This is a genomic window from Dyella sp., from assembly GCF_051954575.1.
Classification (GTDB): Bacteria; Pseudomonadota; Gammaproteobacteria; order Xanthomonadales; family Rhodanobacteraceae; genus Dyella_B.
Window position 1 is genome coordinate 15992 of the sequence record NZ_JBQCHP010000108.1, and the last position, 20073, is coordinate 36064.

Below are 20073 nucleotides of genomic sequence, written 5' to 3' on the forward strand. Positions count from 1 at the left end.
CTAGCCCGGCCGCATTGCATTTGGATGCTGGAATTCTTGCAGATGGAATGGATGGGTGCTGGCGAGCATTTGGTCCCAACGATCGATCTCTTCCACGCAATGTGCATCGATGCGCTCAACCATCAAAGCTCAGCAAATCTTCAAAAATTTGACGATACCCGCGCGATATCCCGGTGCTGAAAAAATGGCCTTTGCACACATCGAGAGAAGAGCGAACATCGGCGTGTTCGACCGGTAGAAATGGTGTAGTGCAGGCGTCCGCCCACATGATGTGTGGCAGGCTGAGACCCTGCGTTCAAGGTGTGGATTCGTGCACAGGCGCTGCCGTTGCGGCAGGCGTATTCAGGTGACTGCGATGGCGCCCATACCCGAAATACACCACCAGCCCAAGCAGCAACCACAGCCCGAAACGCCAATACGTAATGGTGGGCAGCCCCCAGATCAGCCAACACGAAAAACCCACGCCGATAAGTGGCACCAGCGGCACCAGCGGCGTGCGGAAAGGGCGCGGCATGTCCGGATGGCGCCAACGCAGCACTGCCACCGCCGTGCAGATCACGATGAACGCGCATAGCACGCCGATGTTCACCAGCTTGGCCAGCTCATCCAGCGGAAACAGGCCTGACGCCGTTGCTGTAACGGCGCCGAGCAACAAGGTCGTGCGGTGCGGCGTATGCCAGCGCGGATGTACCTTGGCGAACCAGCCGGGCAGCAGGCCATCGCGCGACAGTGCAAACCAGATGCGCGCGCCGGCCAGCAGGTTGGCGAAGATCACGCTGGTGATGCCGCAGATCGACGCCAGCGAAATGGCCACCATCACCTGCGGCATGCCGATGGCGGTGAACGCGCTCGCTACCGGCGCGGGCGTATCCAGCGTGGTGTATGGCACGATGCCGGTCAACACCAGACAGATGGCGAAATACAACGCCATCGCAATGGCCAGCGACAGCAATACCGCGCGCGGCAGGTCGCGTTGCGGATTGCGCGATTCTTCTGCCGCGGTGGTGAGCATGTCGTAACCGAACACCGCGAAGAACACCACGGCTGCGCCAGTGACCACGCCATGCATGCCGAAGGGCATGAACGGATGCCAGCGTTCCGGCTTTACGTAAGCGGCGCCGGCGATGATGATCGCTGCGGCCGCCGCGATCTTGATCGCCACGATCGTGGTATTGAAGCGCGCACCCCACTGCATGCGCATCGCCAGCAAGATCGTGATGGCCACGGAAACCGCGACCGCCGGAAGATTGAACAACCGTCCCGGCGCACTGCCATACGCACCTTGTGCCCAGACCGGCAGCGATATGCCCGCAGCATCCAGCAGCGCCTGCACATAGCCGGACCATCCCACCGCTACCACCGCGGCGATCAACGCATATTCCAGCAGCAGATCCCAACCGATGATCCATCCTGCGAATTCGCCGAGCACGGCATAGCCGTAGGTGTACGCGCTGCCGGAAACGGGAATGAGCCCGGAGAACTCGGCATAACAAAGCGCCGCCGCTCCGCTGGCGATGCCTGCGAGCAGGAACGACAGCACCACGGCCGGTCCCGCCTGCGTGGCGGCCACCGTGCCGGTGAGCACGAAGATACCCACACCGATGATGCCGCCCAGGCCGATGGCGGTGAGCTGCCATAACCCAAGCACGCGCCGCAGTCCGCTGCGTTCGCCGGTTTCCCGTTGCATGGCGGCGACGGATTTGCGGCGAGTGATGTCGGTGATCAAGCTCATGGGTTGCTTTCTCCCCCTGCTGCGTAGGTTGGGGTGCAAACCCCAACATCGCCATGCCTATAATTAAAGACGTTGGGGTTTGCACCCCAACCTACGAAACGTCGCCTACGGTTGTGCATACGGCGATTTCCCACCCTCGGCGATAAACCGATCGATCCGCTCCCGCAGCACCGGCAACGGCACCGAGCCGGTGGAAAGCACCGCATCGTGAAATGCGCGGATATCGAATTTCTCCCCAAGCGCTTTCTCCGCCCGAGCGCGATCTTCGCGTATCTCGATCTCGCCAAGGTAATACGACAACGCCTGTCCCGGCCACGCGATGTAGCGATCCACTTCGGTGTCGATTTCATGCTCGGCCAGCGCGGTGTTCTGGCGCAGGTAATCGCGCGCCTGTTCGCGCGTCCAATGCAGGTGATGCAGGCCGGTATCCACCACCAGCCGCGCCGCGCGCCAGGCCTGATAACTCAGGTAACCAAACTGCTCGTACGGCGTCTGGTACATGCCCATTTCCTGGCCCAGGTATTCGCAATACAAGGCCCAGCCTTCGCCATAGGCAGAAATGTAGGTGTAACGGCGAAAATCCGGCAGGCCCTGCATTTCCTCCGCCAGCGGCATTTGCAATGCGTGGCCCGGCGAGGATTCGTGCAGGGTCAGCGCCGGCAACGAATAGAGCGGGCGCGAAGGCAGGTCATACGTGTTGACCAGATAAATGCCCGGACCACCACGCCCGCCGGTATAGATCGGCGCAAGATCCGCCGGCACCGGCTTGATCGCGAAACGGCGACGTGGCAGGCGGCCGATGTAATCGCCCACCTTGCCGTCGACTTCCTTGGCGATCCACGCCGCGTCCTTCAGCAGTTCCTCCGGCGTCTTGGCGTAGAAGCGCGGGTCGGTGCGCAGGAAATGCAGGAAGTCGGCGAAGCTGCCCTTGAAGCCGGTTTGCTTGATGACATCCAGCATCCGCTGGTGAATGCCGGCCATTTCTTTCAGCCCCAGCGCGTGAATCGCATCCGGGCTCATGTCGAGCGTGGTGTATTGGCGAATCTGTGCCTGGTAGAACGCTTTGCCGTCCGGCAAATCTTCCGCCGCAAGCGTGTCGCGCGCATGCGGCATGTATTCGTTGCGCATGAACGCCAGCAGTTTGGCGTAGGCGGGAATTACGTCTTGCCTGATCGCCGCCAACGCCTGCATGCGCAGCTGGGCTTGCTGATCGGCGGGAATAATCGCCGGCATCTGCTTGAACGGCGTGTAGAACAGGTTCTGCTCATCCGGTGCATCCGCGACGGCGGCAATCGATTGATCGCGCCCTTGCAGGATCACCTTCGGTTGCGTGAAGCCGCGCGCCAATCCCAGGCGCATATTGGCGATCTGCTCGTCGAAATAGCGCGGAATATCGCGTAGCTTGCCGAGGTAGTTCTGGTAATCCTTCGCGTTGATGAAATGCCCGCGTGCCGTGAAACCGAGATCGCTCCAGAACGCCGAGTCGGCATTGAATGGCATCTGCCAAGCCTTGAATTTCTGGTCTGTCAGCAGCGTTTCGATCTGCTGTTTGTAGACCGCGTAGTTGACTTGGTCTTCCTGACTGAGTTGCTGCTCGGGAATGGCGTGGAGCTGGGCGAGCACGTCGGCCCAGTAATGCTCGCGTATCGATTGCGTGGCCGCATCCACTTTCGGAAGATGGCCGGCGGCTTTGCCTTGGCTGTCTTCGTCGTCCGCGCCGGCGAATTGCTGTTGGCGCCATTGCCATTCGCGGGTGTAGAGCTGGTGGAAGGTCTGGGTGGGGGTGGTGGCGGCAAAAGCGGGTTGGATGGAGAAGAGGAATACGAGCAGCAAACGTGCGGCCATCAATGAGTGCCGTCGAGGCGTGACCGAAGCACACGTCATCCCGGCGAACGCCGGGATCCAGTCAAGTGCGTTACGCGAAGCGCTCCGAATCGATGTCGTGTGCTTCGCACGCGTATTTTCACTGGATCCCGGCGTGCGCCGGGATGACGGTGAGGCGCCATAGTTCATCAAGCCAGACTGGGATCGCTGGCTTGATGAATACTTTGCGTCGGTACTACGCGACATCACCATCCGTCCACCGCCCATCCACCAACCGCTGCACGCCACCCGGATTGCGATTGCGCAATTCCGCCGGCAGCAAGTTTTCCGGCACATTGTCGTAACTGTGCAACGCCGTGAACCGCCGGATCGCCGCAGGCATGCCCACTGAAGTGAAACCCCCATGGCTGGTGCTGGGATAAGGGCCACCATGATTCATCGCCGCGCTGACCGCGACACCGGTCGGCATCTTGTTGGCGATCAGGCGGCCGACCTTGTTGCGCAGTACCGGCGCAAGCGCTTGCCATGCCGCATCGTCGCTGCCGTCGGCAGCGCGATAGATGGTGCCGGTTAGATTGCCTTCGAACGAGGCGGCAATGCGCTGCATCGCCGCCAGGTCCGCCGCGCGCACGATCAGGCTGACCGGCCCGAATGCTTCGGCCTGCAAGCTTTCCGCGTGCGCAAGGAACGTCTCGCCGTCCACGCCGAGCAAGGTCGGTTGGAAACGATAGCCTTCGCCCGCATCGCCGCCGGCCAGGCGTTGTGCGCCGGCCGCACGCAGACCCGCTACCGCGCGCACCAGATTCTGCTGCACGCCGCGCGAGAACAGCACCTTGGGTTCGGCCTCGGCGAACAGCTTGGTCGCAGCGGCGACGAACGCATCGCCTTGCGCACCTGCAGGCACGATCACGATGCCGGGGTTGGTGCAGAACTGGCCGCCGCCCATCGTGCAGGAGGCGAAGAATTCCTGCGCCAACGCATCACCGCGTTCGGCCAGCACGCCGGGCAGCAGGAACACCGGATTGACGCTGGAGAGCTCTGCGTAGATCGGCACGCCGGCTTTATCCGCCGCGGCTTTCAACGCCAGGCCACCCACGCGGCTGCCGGTGAAACCGATCGCACCCAATCGCGCATCGCCGGCCCAGGCAAGGCCAAGCGCGTTATCGAAGTGATACAGCATCTGCACCGACGCCGCCGGCAGGCCCGCTTCGAGCAGCGCCGTATGCGCCAGTTGCGCCAGGCGCTGGCTGGTAGCCGGATGCGAGGGATGCGCCTTGGCGATCACCGGATTGCGCGCTGCGATCGCCGAGGCGAAATCGCTGCCGGCGATGGCGTTGAACGCGAACGGAAAGTTGTTCGGGCCGAACACCAGCACCGGCTTGTTGAGCGGCGCGCGATGCGCACGCAAGCCGCCTTGCGTATCGATCACCGGATCGGTCCACGCATACTCGCGCACGGCTTTCGCGGCCAGGCGCAGCTGATTGCTGGTGCGCGGCAGTTCCACCGTACGCAGACGCGGTTCGGCGGGCAGGGCCGTTTCCATATGCGCCAAGGCCACCAACTGATCGGCATCCGCTTCGATCGCGGCGGCATAGCGTTCGAGGAAATCGGCGATGCGTGCCGGAGATGCTGCACGCAGTGAATCCGCTGCATCCAACGCAGCGCGCATCGCCGCTTCGATATCCGCATCGCCACTGATGGGAAAGGCAGGGCCGATCGCTTCGGCGCGGACGGGATCTTCCGCGCGGAAGCTGCCCTGCACATCCAGCGATGCGCACCAGCGTCCGCCGATCAATACCTGTTCGAGAGCGCTCATGATCAAACGGCCGGCTTGATAGCGATGGCGTGATCGATGATCTTCAACGCCTGCTCGCGCTCGGCGCCCGCCACCGGCAGACGCGGTGCACGTACGCGTTCGCTGCCCATGCCGGTCTTTTCCTGCACCAGCTTGATCAACTGCACGAAGGTCGGCACGGTATCCAGGCGCAGCAGCGGCAGGAACCAGTTGTACAGCGATTCGGCCGCTTTCGGGCCGCCATCGCGCGCCAGTTCGAACAGCTTCACCGATTCCTTCGGATATGCATTCACCAGGCCGGCGATCCAACCCACCGCGCCCATCGCCACACCTTCGACAATCGCATCGTCCATGCCCACCAGCAGTTGCAGGCGATCGCCCAGCAAAGCGCGAATGCCGGCGAAACGGCGCACATCGCCGGAGGATTCCTTCACCGCCTGCAGGTTGGGGAATTCGGCGGCGAGTTCGGCAATCTGCGCCGGCGCGAAATCGGTCTTGTAGGCGACGGGGTTGTTGTACAGCATGCACGGCAAGTCAGTGGCGGCGATCACCGCACGCGCATGCGCACCCATTTCGCGCCAGTCGGTGGAATACACGTACGGCGGCAACACCATCAGGCCGCCGCAGCCGATCGCTTTGGCTTCCTTCGCCAGTTTCACCGCTTCGCGGGTGGAAAGCGCGGCGATGCCTGGGATCACCGGCGCGCGGCCTTCCAGCGCTTTCACCAGCGTACGCAGGATGTCGAGCTTTTCTTCGAAGCTCAACGTGGCCGCTTCGCCCAGCGAACCCAGTGGCACGATGCCACGGCAGCCGGCATCGATCATCTGTTTCGCATGCTTGGCGAGGAACACGTGATCGACCTGGTCGTCGGCAGTGAACGGCGTGGTGATGGCGGGCAGTACGCCGTGCCACATGGAGACATTGCTCATGAGAAAGATCCTTGGCTACAGGGGGAGTCGAGTTCGCCCAGCGTGGCAAGCCGGGCGGGAAACAGGGGCGGGCGCAATCCGCCGCGCGGGAAACGGCCCAATTCCGCGAGCGCGGTACCACACACGCGACCTTGGCAGGCGCCCATGCCGCAACGTGTCGCGAGCTTGGCGCTGCGTGCATTGTCGTGATGGTCCAACGCATGCAGCGGAACGTCTTCACAGCGGCAAATCAATGTGTCGAGGTCTGGCAGATCGTAAATATAGGGATCGAGCGCGAAGTGCTCGCGCAGCGCCGCTGCAAACGCGCGTGCATGGCGTTGCTTGCGCAGCACTGAGCCATCAATGCTTGCACCGGTGGCGGCCAGCCCTGCGATGCGGCCTTCCAGCCAGGCGCAATCGCGTCCGCCGATACCGCACACTTCCCCGGCCGCGTAGACGTTTGCAACGCTGGTGCGTTGCGTGGCGTCCACCGTCAAGTACGGATGCGCACCTTCGTTCTGCATCGCGCAACCGAGCCAATGCGCCAGCTCCACGTTGGGCACTAGGCCATAGCCCACCGCGAGCTGGTCGCATGCGATGCGCTCTACGCCGTGTGGTCCATCCACTTCGATCGACTGCAGTGCACCGTCGCCGATCGCACGCGCCACGATGCTGCCGTAACGATAGGGAATGCCTGCCAGTTGCGCGCGCAGCGATGCCGCCTGCAGCGCCTTGCCGGGCCAGTGCCACAGCTTGCGCGCAAAGCGCTGCACCGTGGCTTTGTTCGCCTGTTCGTAAATGCCGAGTACGCGCGCGCCATGCCGCTTTGCCGTTGCTGCCGCAGCGAGCAGCAGCGGGCCACTGCCGGCGATCACCACGCGCCGTCCGGCCAGCGGCCAGCCTTGTTTGGCCAAGGCCTGCAAGCCGCCTGCACCGGTGACGCCAGGCAAGGTCCAGCCGGGAAACGGCAGCAATAGTTCGCGTGCGCCGGTGGCGAGTATCAATGCATCGTATGTGATGCGCCATGCGCGTGAAGGATCCTGCAGCAGCAGTTGACCGGATTCGGCGCTGATGACCTGCGTCTGCGGCATCCAGGTGGCGTTCGCATGCTGTGTAACCCGTTCAATCACGTTCTGCGCGTCACGCGGCCAACCGTGCGCAACATCCTTGCGCCACATCTGGCCGCCGGCGGTCGCTTGCGCATCCAGCCACGCCACGCGCGCACCGTTTGAAAGGGCCGCTTCGGCAGCAGCCAGTCCGGCGGGGCCTGCGCCGACAACCACGATGTTGAAAGGCTCAGCCATCGGTCGCCACCTGCATGCCTTCGCGCACGGTGGCCATGCACGCGCGTTGTTGCGCGACGCCGTCGATACGCACGCGGCATTCGAAGCAGATGCCCATGCCGCAGAACGGCGCGCGCGCCTGGCCTTTCACCGAGCGACGGAACGGCCGCGGCAATCGCGCGATCGCCGCGGCCACGCTGATGCCGGCTGGCACGTCGAGCGCTTCGCCATCGATCCTGATGCGCACGGTGCTCATGCCGCCACCCGCGCAGGATCGTAAGGGCGCGCATCAATCGCTGTCGTCCGTCCCAACCATTGATCGATCACCAGCCGCGCACTGCCCAGCGAGGTGGTTATGCCCAGGCCTTCGTGACCGGCAGCGACCCAGACGTTGGATCGTTCCGGCGCTTTGCCCAGATACGGCAAGCCATCCGCGCTCACCGGGCGAAAGCCGGTCCAGATGCGCAAGGCATCGAGCTGGCGCAAGACGGGCAGGAAGCGGAACGTTCGCTCCAGCATGCGCCGCACCATCGGCATCGAAACTTCCGGCGTATCGCTGCTGTACTCGCGCGACGAACCGATCAGGATTTGCCCGGTGGGCCGCGGTTGCACGTTGAAGGCGACGCTGCTGTCGGCATTACCGTGCGCGCTGTCGGCATAGCCCAGTTCCAGCAATTGATGATGCACGATGCCGGGGTAGCGATCGGTGATCACCAGGTGTCCCTTGCGACCACGTACCGGCAACTGCGGCAGTAATTCAGGCAAGGCGCAACCGGTAGCGACGAGCACGGCGCCGCTCAGCTGCGTTTGATCGGACAGCTGCACGCCATGGTCAGTAAGGGCGATGACGCGATCGGCATAAAATTCCGCGCCGCTCCTGCGGGCACGTTGAAGCAGATGCTGCGCCATGCCAGGCGGATAGACGACGGCCTCGCGTTGCACGCGCATGCCGCCGCACAAGCCAGGTGCCAGATGCGGTTCCAGTTGATACAACTGTTCGCGGTCGATCAGCTCGGCCTGCACGCCGGCGGTGGCGAGGCGCGATAGCTTTTCAGGAATGCGCGCGTAGTCGGCTTCATTACTCGCCACCCACAACGTACCGCAGCGGCTGTATTCGATCTGCGCGATATCGGTGAAGCTTTCCCACAGGTCCAGCGAGTAATGCGCCAGCGCAAGTTCGGCCGGGTCGTCGTCCATCGCCACCAGATGGCCCATGGCCGCGGCAGTGGCGCCGCCGCCGATCGGCCCCGGCTCGACGATCGCCACGCGCAGGCCTTCCTGGCTGGCGTAGTCCGCGCAGGCCGTACCGATGATGCCAGCGCCGACGATGATCAGGTCGTAGCTCTTCACGCGTTGCCGATACCCCATGCCAGCGGATCATTGTCGGCGTCGATCAGCAATTGACCTTGCGCGGTGATATGCGCGCTGCCGGTGATGCGTGGCAACACGCCGCGCGTGCCGGGCGCATATTGCGCTTCGAACACGCTGCCGAGGATGCCACCCTGGCGCCACACCTGTCCGGCGCTAAGTTTTCCGTCGGCGGCCAGGCAGGCGATCTTGGCGCTGGTGCCGGTGCCGCAAGGCGAGCGGTCGTAGGCCAAGCCTGGACACAGCACGAAATTGCGCGCATCCGCGTCGGCTTGCGGTGAAGGGGCGTTGATTTCGATATGGTCGATCTCGTCGCCGTCGGCGCCGCGGATGTTCGCCGCCTCGAGCGCAAGGCGTATCGCTTCCGTATACACCGTCAACGCGCGCTGGTTCGCAAGGGTGAGCGGCAGCGGACTGTCGTTGCTGATGAAGAACCAGTTGCCGCCCCAGGCGATGTCGCCGGTGACTTTTCCGTAACCTGGCACGTCCAGCGTTACATCCTTGGCGTGGCGATAGCTTTCCACGTTGTCGATCGCCACGCGGCCGTCCGCATGCAGCTCGATGCCCACCATGCCCACCGGCGTTTCCAGCCGATGCTTGCCGGGCGTGATGCGCCCCAGGTAGTGCAACGTGCGGATCAGGCCGATGGTGCCGTGGCCGCACATCCCTAAGTAACCCACGTTGTTGAAGTAGATCACGCCGGCGCAGGCGGACGGATCGGTCGGCGGCAGCAGCAATGCGCCGACCATGGTGTCCGAACCGCGCGGTTCGCAGGCGATCGCCTGGCGCCAGCGGTCGTAGCGGGTGCGGAACCGGTCGCGGCGTTCGGCCAGCGAGCCGTTGCCCAGGTCCGGAAACCCCGTCAGCACTACCCGGGTGGGTTCGCCGCCGGTGTGCGAGTCGATGAAGTCGATGGTATGCATGCCGGCATCTTCGTCTCCGCCGGCGCTGAGCGTCTAGAAAAGCTTGTGGACCTGGCATGCGGAATTCGGCATAGTCGGGCGCATGGCGCCGCTGCCGGGCAGGAAGCGGGCCGCGGCGTCCAAACGCCGTGGCGGCGGCGCCGCTCAGGCATGGATACCCGTTTTTCCCGACCAGGCCAGAGAGTGCCGCCATCATTCGTCCCATGAAGATTTCCGCCGATGAACTGGAACCGCTGTTCGATGCGTTGCCGGACGTGGTGTTCTTCGTCAAGGACCCCGACGGCCGCTACACCCACGCCAACCTCACCCTGGTGCGGCGGCTGGGCCTGAAGCAGCGCAGCGAGGTGATCGGCAAATCCGTCACCGAGCTTTTCCCCACCGCCATGGGCGGTTCCTACGCGGCGCAGGATCGGCGCGTGCTGGCCGGCGAAATCATCGAAAACCAGCTGGAAGTGCACATCTTCGCCAATCGCGTGCCCGGCTGGTGCCTTACCTGCAAGCGGCCGTTGCGTTCGCGCGGAAAGATCCAAGGATTGATCGGCATCTCGCGCGACCTGGGCATTCCCGACGGCAAGCATCCCATCTACGACCGCCTGAAACGCGTACTTACCCACATGCAGGAAAACTACGGCGAAGGCATTCGCGTGCAGGCGCTGGCGGAATTGGCAGGGCTGTCCATCGCGCAGCTGGAGCGGCATTTCCGGCGTGTATTCCAGCTGACGCCGCAGCAGGTGTTGACCAAGTTGCGCATCGAGGCGGCAATGCGCCTGCTGCATGCGGACGCAACGATCGCATCGATCGGCATGGCCTGCGGCTTTGTCGACCAGAGTGCGTTCGCGCGGCAATTCAAGGCCACCGTGGGCATGTCGCCGCGGGTGTATCGCATGGTGGTGAAGGCGGACGAAGGCGATGCGTAATCCAGGATGCATCGTGCCGTCCGGCGCGTATTGCGATATCCGGCAATCGCATTGCGATATTTATCGATTGACGCAGCGGTATCGCATAAATCGCACACTAACCGTTTGAAGCAAAAGATCGCGCACGGGCGGCTGATAACATACCGGCATGGGGAATTCAGTTTTTTATTTCGATGATTTTTGCCTACGTCCGCGTGCAAGGGAGTTGAGTCGAAACGGTGAACCGGTCGCGCTTGCCGCGAGCGCCTTCGATTGCCTGGTATACCTGGTCGAGCATCGCGAACGTCCGGTCGGCAAGGATGAATTGATCTCCGCGGTATGGGGTCGCGACGACGTCAGCGACAACCTACTTGCGCAAACCGTCGTGCGCTTGCGCCGCTCGCTGGGCGATGCCGGCAACGAACAACGCTGCATACGGACCGTGCCGCGCGTGGGCTATCGCTGGACGCTCGATACGCGCGTGGCGGCGCAGGAGTCGTTGGCCGCGCAAGCCGCGAACGCGCAGCTGCCTGCCATCGATGCGGCCGATGCGGCGCCGGCCAGGCCGCGCTATCGCCAATGGCTGCGTGTTCCGCTGCTGGCCGTGTTGCTGTTGCTGTCGGCGTTTGCGGCCGTCTACCTGGGATGGCGGCTCCATCAGGCCCAGCCGGCTGCCGCGGCCACGATGCATTTCGACCAGGGCACGACCATCGTGCTGCCGGCGGTGGTGAACGGTCCGAGCGACTGGAATTGGTTGCGCTTAGGCTTGATGGACATGCTTTCGGGCCGCCTGCGCGAGGCGAAGGTTCCCACCGAAAACAGCCGCAACGTGCTCAACCTGGTGAATCAGGACGGTGCGGAAAAAAATGCCGCGATCGCCTCGTTCGCGCTGGTCGTCAGGCCGAAGGTCGCCCTGGTCGACAACACCTGGCGCGTGCATCTGGAGGCGAAAAGCCGCGAAGGGCGTACCTGGCAGGCCGAGTCGTCATCCAGCAATGTGTTGAATGCTGCACGCGCGGCCAGCGATCTATTGCTGGCGCAGCTCGGTTTCGGCGGCGCTGCCCGCAAGCCGGGTACCGGCAATGCGCGGCAGGAATATCTGTTGCGCATGGAAGCGGCGCAGCTCGCCGGCCATCCGGAGCTTGTACATGAGCTGCTCGACAAAGCGCCGCCGGAAGTGCGCGAAACACCCGAGTTCGCCTTCCAGGAGGCGGGCTTTCATTGCGACGAAGGCAAAACCGAAACCTGTGAACGCGCACTTGCGAATCTGCTCAAGCAGTTGCCGGCCGACAAGCAGCCGCTGTTGCGCGGCAAGGTGCTCACCACGTTGTGGTACATCTATTACCGCAAGCACCAATATGCCGAGGGTGTAGCCGCTTTGACCGAGGCGATACGCCTGCTGCAAGCGCAGAAAGACAACGAGCCGTTGGCGCAGGCCTATCTCGATCGCTCCCATCTGGAATTCTTCGACGGCAAGCTGGACGAGGCGACGGCCGATCTTGGCCTTGCCCGCGTCAACTACGCGCTGGCCGGCGACACCGTGGGCCAGGCGAAAGTGGATACCTCGATGGCGCAGATCGCCATGCGGCGCGGGCAGTTCGATCAGGCGCTGCCCCTGTTGCAGCACGCCTACGAACACGAGCAGCACATGGGCATGCGGCAGCTGGTGTCCACTTCCCTGCAAGGCCTGCTGGTCTCGCACAAGATGCTGTTGCAATACGCCGACGAGCTGACCACCAGCGACGAATACTGGCCGTTCACGCAGAAAGGCATGGAGTTCTGCGACGACAACGTGCGCCGCGGCCTTGTCGTCCTGCGCGCCACCGCATTGGCCGACAACGGCCGCACCTCGGAGGCGAGCGCCGTGTTGGAGCAGTTGATCGCGCAGCCGAAACCCGAAGACGATCCGGCGTTGACCGCCTGGGCCACCGCCATGCTGGCAAGGTTTGCGCTGGAGCGTGGCGAAACGCAGGCGGCGGTAGCGTGGATAACCAAGGCATTCGCAGATTCCGCACTGGAGCAGGACGATGACCACCGCGACTACGTGGACGCGTCGCTCGCCCGCATCAATATCCTGTTGCGCGCCGGCAAGCGCGATGAACTCAGGCAGGCCGTGGCCATCCTGCAAACCTGGGCCGCGCATCGCACGGAGCAGGACGACTGGATCGACATCGCCATCATGCGCGCCAACGCTGCGCAAGCGTGGGGCGAAGGGCAGCCGGGCCAAGCGCTGGAGCAACTGAAGCTGGCCATGGCCAAGGCGGACAAGCTGGGCGTTCCCGAACTGGTGGTCGGCGTTGGCCAGGCCTATGCGCTGGCGTTGCTGAGCACGGGCAACGTTGACCAGGCCGTCGCCATCGGCGGCCGGCTGTCGGCATGGAGCAACGTGGATTGGCGTGCGGCCTGGGTGGAAGCGTGCACCTATCGTGCCCTGGGGCAAACCGCATCGTGGGAGAAATCCCGCGGCAAAGCGCAAGCTCTTGCGGGCGACCGCATGCAACTGACGGAGCCTTCCGTGTTTTCGTTTTGACGCCGGTTGGCCTGTTCTGCGCTTGGCTGCCGGCCCGATTTGTGCTTGTCTAGCGGGCTCAGCCGATCGGCCCAGAAGGAAAAGACAGGTGCTGTTCCCGCAAGCGTCCTCACTGCGATGCACAACCCCGGCATTTTCCCTGTGTGTGGAATCGCCGGGCGGACGCGGGCGCACGGCATGAGCCGGCCGGAAGTGACGCGGCGGGTCTATCTATGCGCGCCGGCCGCGTTCCGGGCGCGGCGCCTGGACGCCGGCAACGAGAAGGTGCTGATCGCCGCGCCCGGCGGATGGGCCAGGCGGCGGCGCCTTGGCGAGCGCCATCAGGCCACGGCGGGTTCGAGCGGCACGGATCCGCTTCGGAAGCTGCCGTCATGGCAAGCGAAGCTCGCGTTCGACAGCTCCAGACTGTTGCCTGTCATGAAGCAACATGCCCAGGCACACCGGACGCCGCTGCTTGGTGGCCTGGGCCTGGTTGCGGGCACTGCCGTGGCGATGATCGGCCTGCATGCGTGGCATGCAAGTGCGCCAGCACCTGCGACGCCAAGGGCAAAGGATTTTGCCAGGCCGGTGATCGCGCCTGCGCAGGCCTCGTTCGTCGAAGTGAGCGGTTCGGCGGTGAGTGCGCCGAAGCGGGCGGCGATCGCGCCATCCAAACCGTTGCAGCAGACCACACCTTCGCTGGGGCTGGCCGACGACGGCACCATCGTGGTGGTGGCGCAACCGCGCATCGATCACGCGGACGGCTTCAATCTGGATATCACCTCGCCCGGCAGCCTGTGGGCGAGGACCGGTGCGCGCTATCGCGTCGATCCAGTGCTGATCTACGCCGTCGCGCTGGTGGAAACGCGTGGCACGCAACCGGACGGTTCGGTGGCGCCAAGCCCGTGGATCGTGCGCATCAACGGTCATCTGCACAGTGGTACGCGCGCCGAAACGGAACACGCCATCGAGCTGGCGCATCTGTTGGCCGTGCCGGTGCAGGATGTCGGCATCATGCAGGTGTACTACCCCGTGCATCGCGATATCGAGCCCGATCCGATCGCGCTGCTCAATCCCGCGCGCAACATCGACATCGGCACGCGCCTGTTGCGCAAGGCGATGGGCGAAACCAGCGATCCGGTGCTGCGCATCGGCTACTACCACAGCCATGACGCCACGCTGGCGCGCGGCTATGGCGAGCTGGTGTTGAACGTCTACAAGGAACTGAAAACGGCAATGGGGCGCTCGCCGTCGCGCGCGGTGGCGTTGGCGTCGATGAAAAACGAGCTTGCGCCGCCGGGTGGCGGCTGACGCGCACGCTTTGCAATCCTTCCATGAGGCCTGATTTTTGAGTGGTAAAATCGACGCATGGGAAAGCCTGTCTATCACTTTGGCGAATTTCGCCTAGATCCGCTTGCGCGTGAGCTGACGCGAAACGGCGCACCGCTCACCGTGGCGGCCAATGCTTTCCTTTGCCTGGTGTACCTGGTGGAGCATCGCGAGCGCGCCGTCGGCAAGGACGAACTGGTGTCGGCGGTATGGGGACGCGTCGATGTCAGCGACAACCTGCTGGCGCAAACCATTGCGCGATTGCGCCGCGCCTTGGGCGACGAGCAGTACATCAAGACCATGCCGCGCGTGGGCTATCGCTGGATGCCGGATACGACGGTGGTGGATGATTCCGCGCAAACCGTCGAGCAAGCGCCGGTTGATGCCAACAGTACACATCATGCGATAGGTACAGCATCGAAGCGATCGCCCTGGTTGCGATATTGGCCATGGCTGGCGCTGTTGCTCGTGCTGCTGTTCGCCGCAGCCGGTTATTGGCGATGGTCGGGCGATCATCGCAAGCCGGTGCGGCTCGACCAGGGCACGGCGATCGTGCTGCCGGCGGAAGTGAACGCACCGGAAGACTGGAAATGGCTGCGCCTGGCGCTGATGGATCTGCTCTGTGGCGATCTGCGCGAAGCGAAGCTGCCAGTCGAAAGCACCCAGACCGTGCTCGGCCTGCTCGGCAAGGCGGATACGCCGGATAGCGCACGGCTTGCGTCATTCACGTTGGTCATCCGTCCGCACGTCACACTGGCCGACAGTGTCTGGCATGTGCGTCTGGACGCCACCACGCGTGCCGGCGGCAACTGGCAGGCGGAAGCATCCTCCGACAACGTGCTGAACGCGACGCGCGCGGCCAACCAATTGCTGCTGGCGCGGATGGGCGTGGCGGCCCAGTTCGGTCGAGTGCCGACCGGCGACGTCAAGCAGGAATATCTGGCGCGCATCGACGCGGCGAGCTACGCCAACGCCTTCGACGTCGAGCGCGAACTGATCGAGAAAGCGCCGCCCGCGTTGCGCGAGACGCCCGAGTTCGATTTTGTCAAAGCCGAGTTCCATTGCATTCGAGGCGAATACGAGCCGTGCAAGCAGGGTTTGGCCGATCTGCTGCAGCGCCTGCCGGCCTCCACCCAGCCGGTGCTGCGCGGCCGGACGCTAGCGGAGCAGTACTACGTGTATTTTCGCGAGCATGACTACGCCGGCGGCGAAGCGGCATTGAGCGAAGCGATACAACTGCTGCAAAAGCAAAAGAACGCCGGCTACCTGGCATTCGCCTACGCCCAGCGCGGTGAGTTGGAAGCGCTCGACGGCAAAACCGACCAGGCGCAATCGGATTTCGGCCTGGCTCGCGTCAACTACGCGCTGGCCGGCGACACGGCTGGCGCCCTCGGCGTGGACGAATCCATCGCAGCGCTGGCCATGCGACGCGGCCAATTTGCACGCGCCATCCCGGTGATCCAGCGCGCATACGAGCAATACCTGCGCTTGGGCATGCGCCAGTTTCTTGTCGATCCGTTGCGGGATCTGATCATTTCGCAACGCATGCTGCTGCAACATCGCGACGAACTGGCCACCACCGAACGCTACTGGCCGTTCGAACAGACGCACCTGGACATCCCCGATCAGCTGTCGCGGCACATCCTCGCTTATGAGCGTGCGCATGCGCTGGCCGACAATGGCCGCACAACGGAGGCAAGCAGCGAGCTGGAGCATCTGCTTGCGGACATCGCACTGGACACCAAGGGCGAGCCGGGCCTGCAGGTAACGGTCTACATACTGCTGGCCAAGCTCGCGCTGGAACGCAACGACATGCAGGCCGCCCCATCGTGGATCAACAAAGCCATGACCGGGCACCTGCTGGAGAAAGACAACGACCCGCGCGACGAGGCGGATGCGCGCTTGATCAACGCCTTGGTGTTGCAGCGTGCCGGTAAATCGCAAGAGCTCAAGCATGCCGTGGCCGACATGCAGGCATGGGCTGCGGGCCTGCGCAATCAGGACGAATGGATCGCCATCCCGCTCTTGCGCGCGCAAGCGCTGGATGCCTGGAGCGAAGGCCAGCACGAGCAGGCACTGGATCATTTGAAGCTTGCCATGAGCAAGGCCAACGAGCTGGGCGTGCCGGAGCTGATCGTCGATGCCGGCCAGGCGTATACCCAATCCCTGCTCGCCGCGGACAAGGTGGAAGAGGCCGTCGCCGTCAGCGGCGAGCTTTCCACCTGGGCGCAACTGGATTGGCGCGCGGCATGGGCGCAGGCATGTGCCTACCGTGCGCTGGGGCAGGCGGCGTCGTGGGAGCGATACCGGCAGACGGCGCGAGAGCTTGCGGGCGATCGTGTGTTGCCGGCGGATGCCTCCGTGGTGATGTACTGAGGGCTCGGGTAGGTTGATTTATGGCGAGGGCGGTGGATGCGTGCCCGGTGGCCGAGCCGACGCGGCTGGGGCGGCCTGACGAGTCGCCGCCGCCCGGCTAAACTGCCGGCTTTGATCTGGCCGATGCAGCTCATGACCCAGCCTTTTGTCGTGCAATTCAACCCGGTCGCCGTACATCTGGGTCCGCTCCAGGTCCACTGGTATGGCCTGATGTACCTGCTGGGATTTCTTGGCGGCTGGTTGCTTGGGGAATACCGTCGCAAGCGTGGGCGCCTGCCGGTAAGCCGCGATGCGCTGGGCGATCTGATGTTCTACCTGATGATGGGCATCATCCTGGGCGGGCGCATCTGGTACATGCTGTTTTATTACGCCGGCGGCATCAAATGGCTGTGGACCGATCCGCTGGCGCTGGTGCGCGTATGGGATGGCGGCATGAGTTTCCATGGCGGACTGCTGGGCGTGTTGGTGGCGGGGTTCTGGTGGTCGCGTCGCCACAAGCTGCATTTTTTCGACACGGTGGATTTCGTCGCGCCGTTGGTGCCGCTGGGGCTGGGATTGGGGCGCCTGGGCAATTTCATCAATGGCGAGTTGTGGGGCAAGCCGGGCGACGTGCCGTGGGCGATGATTTTTCCCAATGCGCGCGATGAAGATGCCGCGCTGGCGGCGAACGATCCGCATCTGGCGCAGCTGATGCAGCAGTTCGGCGGTTTGCCGCGGCATCCTTCGCCGCTGTATGAGCTGGCGCTGGAAGGCGTAGTGATGTTCACGGTGTTGTGGCTGGTGTCGTTGAAGCCGCGGCCGCGTTACCTGATCTCGGGCCTGTTCGCATTGATGTACGGCTGTTTCCGTTTTGCGGTGGAATTCGTGCGCGTGCCGGATGCGCAACTGGGTTACCTGGCGTGGGGCTGGCTGACGATGGGGCAGATCCAGTCGCTGCCGTTGATCGTGATCGGCATCTGGTTGCTGTGGCTTTCGCGCAGGGCGCCAACCTTGCCGCTGGCGCCGGCAGAACCGGTGACGCCTACGCAGAATTGAACAGAGCATCCTTAACATGCACGCTTATCTCGATTTGCTCCGCCACGTGCTCGAACACGGCACGGAAAAAACCGATCGCACCGGCACCGGCACGCGCAGCGTGTTCGGCTGGCAGATGCGTTTCGATCTCAACCAAGGCTTTCCGCTGGTCACCACCAAGAAGCTGCATTTGAAATCGATCGTGCATGAGCTGATCTGGTTTCTCAAGGGCGACACCAACATCGCCTACTTGAAGGAACACGGGGTCAGCATCTGGGACGAATGGGCCGACGAACACGGCGATCTCGGTCCGGTCTATGGCAAGCAATGGCGTGCCTGGCCCGCGGCCGACGGGCACGCGGTGGACCAGATCCGCTGGGTGATCGAGGAGATCAAGCGCAATCCCGATTCGCGCCGCCTGATCGTCAGCGCGTGGAACGTCGGTGAGCTGCCGAAGATGGCGTTGATGCCGTGCCATGCGCTGTTCCAGTTCTACGTCGCCAACGGTCGATTGAGCTGCCAGCTCTATCAGCGCTCCGGCGATATCTTCCTCGGCGTGCCGTTCAACATCGCCAGCTACGCCTTGCTGACGCACATGATTGCGCAGGTGTGCGGGCTCGGCGTCGGCGATTTCGTGCACACCCTGGGCGATGCGCATCTGTACAGCAATCATCTGGAGCAGGCGCGCCTGCAGTTGACGCGCGAGCCGCGTCCGCTGCCGCGGTTGAAGCTCGATCCAGAGGTGACCTCGGTGTTCGACTTCCGCTTCGAGGACGTGGCGATCGAGGATTACCACCCGCACCCGGCGATCAAGGCGCCGGTGGCCGTGTAGATTGGGGTTAAACCCTGACGGAAGGGATGCGGTGTTGGGGTTTGCATCCAACCTGCGCCGCTCGCACACCGCTTGAAACGCTATAATGGGCGGTCGGCCGGCCCAGCCCCGGCCTTTATGACATCCACCGCTTTCTGCCGGAGCTTCCATGGCCATTTCGCTGATCGCCGCCCTCGACGAGAATTTTGCAATCGGTCGCAAGGGTCAGCTCCCCTGGCATCTGCCGGACGATCTGAAATGGTTCAAGGAGTTGACCGTCGGCAAGCACGTGCTGATGGGCTACAACACCGCCATCTCGATCGGCCGGGCCCTGCCGGACCGCGTGAACATGGTGCTGTCGCATCGGCATGAAGCGCCATTCCCGGGCCAGATCACGGTGCGCTCGATCGAAGAGGCGCAGGCGCGTGCCGACGGCACCGGCCTGATGGTGATCGGCGGCAGCCGGGTGTTCCACGACGCGCTGCCGGTGGCGCAACGCCTTTATCTCACCTGGGTGAGCGCGGCGGTGGATGGCGCGGATGCCTTCTTCCCCGGCATCCATTTCAGCGACTGGACCGAGGTCAAGCGCACGCACCACAAGAAGGATGCGCAGCACAGCTACGACTTCGACATGGTCGAGTACATCCGCACCGCGTGAACGCCATCGCCGGCGCCATGCTGCATGTGATGGCCGGCGTGCTGCGCGATGCGCAGGGCAGGGTGCTGCTGGCGCAACGTCCGCCCGGCAAGCATCTGGCCGGCATGTGGGAATTCCCAGGTGGCAAGCTGGAGCCCGGCGAATCGCCCCAGCTCGCCCTGGTGCGCGAACTGCGTGAAGAACTGGATATCGACATCCGGCCGCAGGACGGCACGCCACTGATCCGCATCCCCTGGCGTTACGGCGAGCGCGGCCTGCTGCTCGACGCATGGCTCTTTACGCGCTGGCAGGGCGTGCCGAAATCGCTGGAAGGGCAGGCCTTGCAGTGGCGGATGCCTTGGGAGATCGATCTGGCAACGCTGGCGCCGGCCGATCGTCCCATCCTGCAGGCGCTCCGTTTGCCTCCTCTGTACGCGATCACGCCGGCAGATGTGATACCGGACCAGGCCGATGCATGGCATGCAAAGGTGACGGCCGCGATCGAACGCGGTGCGCGCCTGATCCAGCTGCGTTTGCCGCTATGGTCATCGGAACAGGTTCGTGCCCTGGCGGCCCGCTTGCAGGCAAGCGTCGTGCAGCATGGCGCCCATCTATTGCTCAATGGCGATATCGAAAGTGCGCGTCGACTTGGGCAGCGAATTGGCGTG

Annotated in this window: 16 protein-coding genes; 8 read left to right on the forward strand and 8 right to left on the reverse strand. The window is 63.8% G+C overall.

Annotation, left to right across the window (positions count from 1 at the left end; genetic code table 11):
• Positions 1-295: 295 nt before the first annotated feature.
• From ACTHNE_RS14810 to ACTHNE_RS14845, 8 genes are all read right to left on the reverse strand, one after another.
• Positions 296-1732, reverse strand: coding sequence for an amino acid permease (locus ACTHNE_RS14810; RefSeq protein ID WP_440269651.1), 1437 nt, complete (start codon positions 1730-1732; stop codon positions 296-298).
• A gap of 105 nt (positions 1733-1837) precedes the next feature.
• Positions 1838-3577, reverse strand: a complete 1740-nt coding sequence (locus tag ACTHNE_RS14815; protein ID WP_440269652.1) for a DUF885 domain-containing protein — start codon at positions 3575-3577, stop codon at positions 1838-1840.
• Positions 3578-3791: 214 nt separating this feature from the next.
• The gene (locus ACTHNE_RS14820) at positions 3792-5372 is read right to left on the reverse strand and encodes an aldehyde dehydrogenase (NADP(+)) (RefSeq protein ID WP_440269653.1); all 1581 of its coding nucleotides are present in this window, start codon (positions 5370-5372) and stop codon (positions 3792-3794) included.
• A 2-nt stretch (positions 5373-5374) separates the two neighbouring features.
• Complete coding sequence (locus tag ACTHNE_RS14825; RefSeq protein WP_324937743.1) at positions 5375-6280, reverse strand: dihydrodipicolinate synthase family protein; 906 nt, start codon at positions 6278-6280, stop codon at positions 5375-5377.
• On the reverse strand, positions 6277-7563 hold the full coding sequence (locus ACTHNE_RS14830) for an FAD-dependent oxidoreductase (RefSeq protein WP_440269654.1): 1287 nt from the start codon (positions 7561-7563) through the stop codon (positions 6277-6279). Before ACTHNE_RS14830 ends, ACTHNE_RS14825 begins: the two co-directional genes overlap by 4 nt.
• Complete coding sequence (locus ACTHNE_RS14835) at positions 7556-7798, reverse strand: (2Fe-2S)-binding protein (protein ID WP_440269655.1); 243 nt, start codon at positions 7796-7798, stop codon at positions 7556-7558. Before ACTHNE_RS14835 ends, ACTHNE_RS14830 begins: the two co-directional genes overlap by 8 nt.
• Positions 7795-8910 carry an NAD(P)/FAD-dependent oxidoreductase gene (locus ACTHNE_RS14840; protein ID WP_440269656.1) on the reverse strand — a complete coding sequence of 372 codons (1116 nt, stop codon included), beginning with the start codon at positions 8908-8910 and terminating at the stop codon, positions 7795-7797. The genes ACTHNE_RS14835 and ACTHNE_RS14840 overlap by 4 nt, the downstream gene beginning before the upstream one ends.
• On the reverse strand, positions 8889-9833 hold the full coding sequence (locus ACTHNE_RS14845; protein ID WP_440269657.1) for a 4-hydroxyproline epimerase: 945 nt from the start codon (positions 9831-9833) through the stop codon (positions 8889-8891). The genes ACTHNE_RS14840 and ACTHNE_RS14845 overlap by 22 nt, the downstream gene beginning before the upstream one ends.
• A 203-nt stretch (positions 9834-10036) precedes the next feature.
• Here ACTHNE_RS14845 and ACTHNE_RS14850 point away from each other — a divergent pair, with 203 nt between their 5' ends.
• The 8 genes from ACTHNE_RS14850 to ACTHNE_RS14885 all read left to right on the forward strand — a co-directional run.
• The gene (locus tag ACTHNE_RS14850; RefSeq protein ID WP_324937754.1) at positions 10037-10750 is read left to right on the forward strand and encodes an AraC family transcriptional regulator; all 714 of its coding nucleotides are present in this window, start codon (positions 10037-10039) and stop codon (positions 10748-10750) included.
• 205 nt (positions 10751-10955) lie between these two features.
• Positions 10956-13259 (forward strand): winged helix-turn-helix domain-containing protein, encoded by a 2304-nt coding sequence (locus ACTHNE_RS14855; RefSeq protein ID WP_440269658.1) that lies wholly within the window; start codon positions 10956-10958, stop codon positions 13257-13259.
• A gap of 177 nt (positions 13260-13436) precedes the next feature.
• Entirely contained in the window at positions 13437-14549 is a 1113-nt protein-coding gene (locus ACTHNE_RS14860) for a transglycosylase SLT domain-containing protein (RefSeq protein WP_440269659.1), read from the forward strand.
• A gap of 57 nt (positions 14550-14606) precedes the next feature.
• Complete coding sequence (locus ACTHNE_RS14865; RefSeq protein WP_440269660.1) at positions 14607-16943, forward strand: winged helix-turn-helix domain-containing protein; 2337 nt, start codon at positions 14607-14609, stop codon at positions 16941-16943.
• Positions 16944-17075: 132 nt separating this feature from the next.
• A complete protein-coding gene (gene lgt / locus ACTHNE_RS14870; RefSeq protein WP_324937762.1) occupies positions 17076-17978 on the forward strand; it encodes a prolipoprotein diacylglyceryl transferase in 903 nt (300 codons plus the stop codon).
• 16 nt (positions 17979-17994) lie between these two features.
• A complete protein-coding gene (locus tag ACTHNE_RS14875) occupies positions 17995-18789 on the forward strand; it encodes a thymidylate synthase (RefSeq protein WP_324937764.1) in 795 nt (264 codons plus the stop codon).
• 148 nt (positions 18790-18937) lie between these two features.
• On the forward strand, positions 18938-19426 hold the full coding sequence (locus tag ACTHNE_RS14880) for a dihydrofolate reductase (protein WP_324937765.1): 489 nt from the start codon (positions 18938-18940) through the stop codon (positions 19424-19426).
• Positions 19423-20073: NUDIX domain-containing protein (locus ACTHNE_RS14885; RefSeq protein WP_440269661.1), on the forward strand; the 651-nt coding region annotated here is incomplete at its 3' end. The genes ACTHNE_RS14880 and ACTHNE_RS14885, both read left to right, overlap by 4 nt.